Source organism: Shewanella sp. (assembly GCF_051658185.1).
Lineage (GTDB): Bacteria > Pseudomonadota > Gammaproteobacteria > Enterobacterales > Shewanellaceae > Shewanella.
Window position 1 is genome coordinate 1 of the sequence record NZ_JBOFMC010000274.1, and the last position, 7,117, is coordinate 7,117.

Genomic DNA, 7,117 nt, shown 5'->3' on the forward strand with positions numbered 1-7,117 from the left:
TATTTAAAGTAAATGCTGCTCTAAGCCATTCACAATACATTACCGAGACAATTGGTAATGCCCATATATAAACCATTGTCTTGGCTTATTGATTGATAGCTTAATAAACAACACTGACAGTGCCAGTTTATGCCAAAATCACCCAACAACTGTTTCAACCACGCCCTAGTAACGAGAGAATATCTTGTTGACTCAAGATAAAAAAAGCCGAGTCACAAGAGTGAACTCGGCTTTCTATTAACTCAACATGCTAACAATATTAGAACTTAGTGGTCGCGCGTAAATATACGAAACGATCCATATTCACGTCGTACTCAGTCACTGAGAAGTTATTGGTTGAAAGCGCCTCGTTATTAGTTGGGCCTTCTGCTTGTGGTTCTTTAGCAAACAAGTTATTGATACCTAAAGAAACCTTAGTGTTATAATCTTCAATATTATAACCAACAGAGACGTTATGTATCATATAGGCACTGAAGGTTTCTCTATAACCATTCGCTTTATAGAAGTCATAATTGTCTGGATCACTAACATAATAATCACTGGTCAGCTCACCAACATAACGCATTTGCCAATGGGCATCCCAATCTCCCATGCCCCAATCTAACTTTAGGTTACCTTTAAACTCTGGGAAACCACCATCACCCGTTTGAATACCTACACGATCTCCGTCATTGAAGGTATTTGACATCACATAGGCCAGATCCAATGACGTTTTGAACGAGCCATAGGCGGTTTCACCAAAGAGGTAAGATGCAAAGAAGTCAATACCTTCAACTTCATAAACACCGGCATTTTGCAAGAAGTTACGTAAATCGACGATATTACCTAAGCTATCGCGGTCAATTTTATCGCAAGATGATGCTTTAGAACCTGTGGCACACTCACGCGCAATTATGGTGTGTCCATAGCGGCCAATCGCATCTTCAACCTTGATGTTATAGTAATCGGCGGTAAATTCTGCGCCCTCTAACCAAGATGGATTATACACAGTACCTAAAGTATAAGACTCTGAGGTTTCTGGTTTAAGATCTGGTGATGAAACTTGAGAAATACGGATTTGTGTGTTGGCTTGGCGATACCCATCAGGCACACCCGCACATCCTGGTAAACCGGAAATATCAATTACCGCGCCAGAAGCGGTTCTTGTATTACAAGGATCTGTCCAAGTTGCGTAAGAATCTGCACTACCCGCGTACAGATCTGAAATTGAAGGGGCACGGTAACCTTGTGACCAAGTACCGCGTAGCAACAGCTCTTCAAATGGACGGAATTCTGCACCAACTTTACCCGTGGCATTATTACCGTATGCATCATGATCAGATACACGAACCGCTGGCGTGATCAGTAAGCTTTCTATCACTGGAATCGACAGTTCAGCATAAGCTTCGTCTAAACGGAAAGCACCTTCGGTAGCATCACGTTGGTTACCAGAAGACTCGCCAGTAACAGTCAATGGATCTGGTGTATCAAAACCAGATTCTTCACGACGCTCAACACCAAATGCCATCGCAACCGCACCAGCGGGTAGATCAAATAAATCCCCGGTCATGTTAAAGGAGTAGTCTTTTAACACTAAACCTGAACGGCTAACACTATCAAAGGTAATGTAATCAACCATATCCTGGGTAATCGTGCCTGGACCGCCAAACAAGTTCAACGCCACACAGCCATTGGCAGCCGTACAATTATCACCTAAAGCTTGATTGATACGAGTAAGGTTGAGTAGACCTGTTGTTAACACGTCTTGGTTATTTTGGCCATAAATGTAGCTTGCGTTCCATGTCCAAGTATCACCCACATTGCCTTCTAAGCCAACCATAGCACGATAGGTCATATCGTTTTGACTATATTGGCGCGAGCCCGCTTCAATCATACGACGTTGCAGCGCATAAGGGACATAACCCTTACCTTTTCCATTAGCCTCGGCACGTTTACTATCCCCATATAAGGTTTCACCGAAGGGGTTGTAAATGTTATTGCCACCAATATCCACGCGACTGGCCGCGGCACCAAATGACGCACCTAGGGTTAACGGCATTGGCGCAAGTTCTTGTGATGATTTACGATTCGTCAGCATAAAATCCGACACCACGCGCAAATCTTCAGCTATCTCATAAAAACCTTGAACATAGAATGAATTACGGTTTTGCGGGGTAGAGAGATAGTTATCTGGGGCGTAATTATAAAGATCACTTCCAGCACGAGGACGGAACTGATCCATACCAATATCAGTACCAGTGCCTTCTTTAGCCATTAAATCATAAATACCAGAAGCATTAGGCTTACCTACCGCAGCTAATGCATCTTGGTTAGCTTGGTTTAATTGTGAACCTTTAACACGAATCCGTGTATTATCAGTTGTAGAGCTATAGCCGGTATCCGAAACATCACGATCACCCGCCCAAATTGGCTGTTGAGTCACGTGAGCCATATTAAACAATAAACCACCTTTTTCAGATACTGAGCCCATGGTCAGATCCGCGGTATATTGACGACCATCTCCGTACTTCGCGTTTTCACCACCATAAACAGAAACTTCAACACCCTCGAAATTTTTACGGGTGATAATATTGACAACACCAGCAATCGCATCAGAACCATAAATAGCTGATGCACCGTCTTTTAATACTTCAATACGTTCAATTGAAGAAGTCGGAATCGTGTTTAAGTCGACGGTTGAACCTAATGAAGAAATCCAACGCTTACCATTAACTAAAACTAATAAACGCTGTGCACCTAGGTTACGCAGGTCCATATTAGTTGAACCGTCACCACCGTTGTTAAATGCAGTGTTTAATGCAGAACCCGCAGCAGGAATACTCTGGAGAATATCACCGATACTCACCATACCAGACGCTTCGATTTCATCTCGACTCATAGTCAAAATCGGGTTTGAAGCTTCCATATCGGTACGCTTAATACGCGAACCCGTTACCTCAATACGCTCAACTTTATCTGCACCTGCTTCGGCTGCTTGTACAAAAGGTACGTTTAACATCGATGCAGTCATACCACCAATCAGTGCAAAACGCACCGATTTGGCTAAAACGTTATTCTTATGCATTGTCTATCTCCCTGGACATATTATGTCTTTATTATAATCCGCTTAATTAATAAGCGGTTTTACAGTGGGGTGCCTTAACAACACCGCTGTAAACAATAAAATCACATATAAAACCTTTTATCAACATTAAATATACAAATTACACTTTGTCGTGACAAAATACGCAATATGTGAACAATCAGGAGAGTTCGTCGTTTATTGAAAACAAAAATGCCAGTCATTGCTGACTGGCATTTTTTAAATTTCGCTATCGATTCGCGATTACAAGCTATAGCGGATACCGATGGCGATACCATCGTCTTCAGAGAGGGCCATTTCGGCTTCTCTGCTACCACTGAAGTCACTGAAATCTTTACGGCCTTCTAAATAGACAACGGTGTTAGCATCCATAACATAGTGCACACCTGCTACGACAAATTGACGCTTGAACACATCGTTAGTAAATTCAGGCAGGTTTGGTTGGATGATGTAATCTTTACCCGCATCTAACACGTTGTAAGACACAAAATAACGCATGCCACTATCGAATTTGTAAGACAGTAAGGTTTCGGCACCAACAGCCTCTTTAATCAAACGACCGAGGTTATCGGTATCGTGGTTTTCTTGAAAATTGATGTTAGCGGCTGCATACCAGCCATTAGCATCAAAATCGCCCCACACAATGCCGGCGCCATAGATAAGATCTACTGCGGTAGTAGAGTCACCATTACCAAAAGTCACGTTAAACTCACCACGGTTTACACCGGCGGTCAAACTCAGTTTGTCGGTCGCTTTATAAGTGACGGCAAAACCATAGGTCTCATCAAACTCAACTTGTTGGTTATCTTCGCTGCCAGGTACACATTCTTCAGCGCTAAAACAAGTTTCAAAACTGCTGTTTTTTAATTGTACCTGCGCCGCGATGCTGACATCGCCAAAGGTGTTACGGTATTGCACCGTTTTATCACCACGGCCGACACCGTTTACCGCACCATCATCTTTGTTGTAGGTGTACACACCAGCAGTATTACCATCCCACACAAAACCGTAGTTAGTCGCGTACACTACGTCATACCACGCGCCCCACTGTTTACCAATGGTGACGGTACCGTACTTATCATGCGATAACCCGGCATAGCCAAGGCGGTTATAGAAAAATTCATCTTGAATTGATTCAAAACGACCGTTGTAAACGATATCGCTGTTACCAACCGGGTTTACGCCCCACTCTAACTTGGCAAATGCGTTCCAACCATGGGCAAGTTCACGGTTAAAACCAAAATTAATTCGAGAAGCACCATTTACAACCTCGGTTTCTCCTTGAGTATTGATGATACGTGCATCAATAAATCCGCCGATTGAAACGGCGTTTTTATCATCTTTATAGATCTCAATTGCCGAAACAGATGGAACGATAAATATTGCTGCCAATGCAGTGGCGACTAGCGTCTTGTTCATGTGGTGCTTAACCTTTTCGTTTATGTTCTTTTAACGTCATTCCGTTGTTATATTTCCTTACAATTTCCCCTTGAGAGTAGCAAAGTTCCCGGAGTCTCACAAAATATTATCTGGATTAACTTCACAAAAATCGCCGGATTAACACCATAAATACAGCGTTGCAACCAGCAAAACCTGTGCAAGCAACAGAAAAAACCAATAAAAACCCTATATTAACAACAGCTGTTTTGAGGCGATATCGCTGTAGTTTAGTTTCATTATTGAAAATACGGGTTCAGCGATAGGCGCAATTTGTTTATCCAGATAGTATTGATAATCGATGGGGGAAGTTCGATATTGCGTAGGTTCGGGGCCATTAATGGTCATCACATAAGCAATTTCTGCCCCGCGCTGACCAAAACTCGCTTGGCCTGTGAGTTCACATAGTCGCCGTGCCACTTTGATATGGGGTGCGGATTTTGCGGTATATTGCGTCAACTCTCGGCGCATCCGCTTACGGAAAGTCAGTTCATTGTCTAAAGCGCCTGCAAATAAGGCCTCAATAACCGATGCTAAATAGCCACGGATATCCCGCTGGTGAAACATACGCTCATAAAGCTGCGCCTGTACCTTGCGTGCCAAAGGACTCCAATCACTGCGCACCTGCTCCATACCTTTAAAGGTCATTTCCAGTTCATTTTGGGCATTTCGCCAAGCGCCAACATACCGTTTTTTACTGCCTTCGAGGGAGCCTCGCAATGTTGGCATAAAAAATTGCTCGTAATGCTGCTCAAACTGCAATGTCAAAAAACTCTCCAGCTGGAACTCTTGGCTAATTTTTCGCTGCCACTGCTCATTGATATGCGCGGCAATGCGCTCGCCAAGGTGGGCGATATCCTGTGGCTGTGGATCATGGCCCAGCCAAACAAAGGTGGAATCGGTATCGCCGTAAATCACTTGATAACCCAACTCTTCAATCCACGTTCGCGTTTGCTTCATGATTTGATGGCCGCGCATGGTGATTGAACTGGCTAATTTCGCATCGTGGAACACGCACCCTTGGGAGCCAAGCACGCCATAGAGTGAGTTCATGATAATTTTTATCGCTTGGGATAATGGCGCATTTGCCTCACGTTTAGCCTTTTCACGCTGCTCACAAAGGTGCTCAATCAATTTGGGTAAAATCGGTTGCGCTCGACTAAAACGCCCCCCTAAAAAACCGGGGACACATTGTGCTTCTGGCTGGGTTAATCCCTCAATTAACCCTTTGGGGTCGATCAAAAAAGTACGGATAATTGAGGGATACAAACTTTTAAAATCAAATACTAAAATATGCCGATACAGCCCTGGCACCGAGTCCATCACATACCCTCCTGGACTCTCAATGCCTACGCTTGCGGGCGCTGCTGGGGCCACATAACCTGCGCGATGTAAATGTGGCAAATACAAATGATTAAAAGCTGCCACCGATGCGCCGACCCGCCCGAGTGCTAATCCCGTTAATTCGGCTCTTGCCAGCACAAAATCCCACAATTGCGTCAGCTGAAAAATATCCCACACGAGGCGACTATCAGTAAGATTATAATGGGCCAACGCCAGCTTATCCTCAGCAAAAAGCCGCTCGATTGCTTCACCACGGTCAGCGACATCACCGATAGCCTTCCCCTCGCCTAACAAAGCGTTGGCCACCACCTCCAGTGAAAATCGCTCAAAATGATAAAAAGCCGCTTTGAGCCAGTCGATACCATCGAGCACCACCCGTCCCGGTAAATTTAAGGTTTCGGGCCGAAATTTATCCTCCACTTTCCATTCAAGTAAGGTGCCGCCACGGCCAATAGCAAGAGGGATGCGGTGCAGCAAGGCGCGGCGAGATAACAACGCTAAATCAAAGCTCACCACCGACCAACCGATGATAAAATCGGGATCATAGTCCATAAACCAAGCAATTAATCGCCGAATGAGCTCAGGTTCATCCGTAACCCATTCAATATAGTGAGGGATATGTGGTGCAAGATCTGCTAATGCGTTATCAGCAAGCGCTGCCTCTCCTATCGTTTGCTCGGCATCCGCTATCCCCCCTACGATAAACACCTTTTCATAAGCGTTACCCTGAAGGTCCTGACCGTACAAGGCCGCGGAATAAAGTTCCCCCGCCAGACTGCATTCCAAATCCAACGAAATCGTCCGCAGGCGCACCGATGCTAAGGGCGCAACTGACTTAGCTTGCCTTGCAATAAAGCGCGGGAGTAAAGGCGCATGAGCGACCGCTTCATTCGGCGTGGCTTGCAATAGCGCAGCCCCCGCGCATTGGGGCGACTCGACCTGAAAATACCCCAAAAATGCGACATCCAGCGCCACAAAACGCTCAATTAAAAACCGCTGCTCAGGGCGAATATCGGCTTCAAATAACGCAATCCCCGCTTCCTTCGCGATCCTAAGCAAGGTCCGATACACTTGATTTGATGAAGTATAAATGCCACTGACCGCCCCGCCACTAAAGCTTTTTAGGGCTAATGGTACATATCGCAGCAGTTGCCCTGGCATTTGCAACTGCAACGTCGCCACATCCGTTTGATGACAAAAACACAGATACTCGCCATGGTGAACTTCCACCAGCACGGGCCCTTGCTCAGTAGC

General features: G+C 45.0%; 3 protein-coding genes. All 3 read right to left on the reverse strand.

Annotated elements, in window-relative coordinates; translation table 11 throughout:
• Nucleotides 1-259: 259 nt before the first annotated feature.
• On the reverse strand, nucleotides 260-3,064 hold the full coding sequence (locus tag ACRCZA_RS10400; protein WP_438674364.1) for a TonB-dependent receptor plug domain-containing protein: 2,805 nt from the start codon (nucleotides 3,062-3,064) through the stop codon (nucleotides 260-262).
• A 261-nt stretch (nucleotides 3,065-3,325) separates the two neighbouring features.
• The gene (locus tag ACRCZA_RS10405; protein ID WP_438674365.1) at nucleotides 3,326-4,501 is read right to left on the reverse strand and encodes a porin; all 1,176 of its coding nucleotides are present in this window, start codon (nucleotides 4,499-4,501) and stop codon (nucleotides 3,326-3,328) included.
• Between the two features lie 207 nt (nucleotides 4,502-4,708).
• Nucleotides 4,709-7,117: DNA polymerase II (locus ACRCZA_RS10410; RefSeq protein WP_438674366.1), on the reverse strand; the 2,409-nt coding region annotated here is incomplete at its 5' end.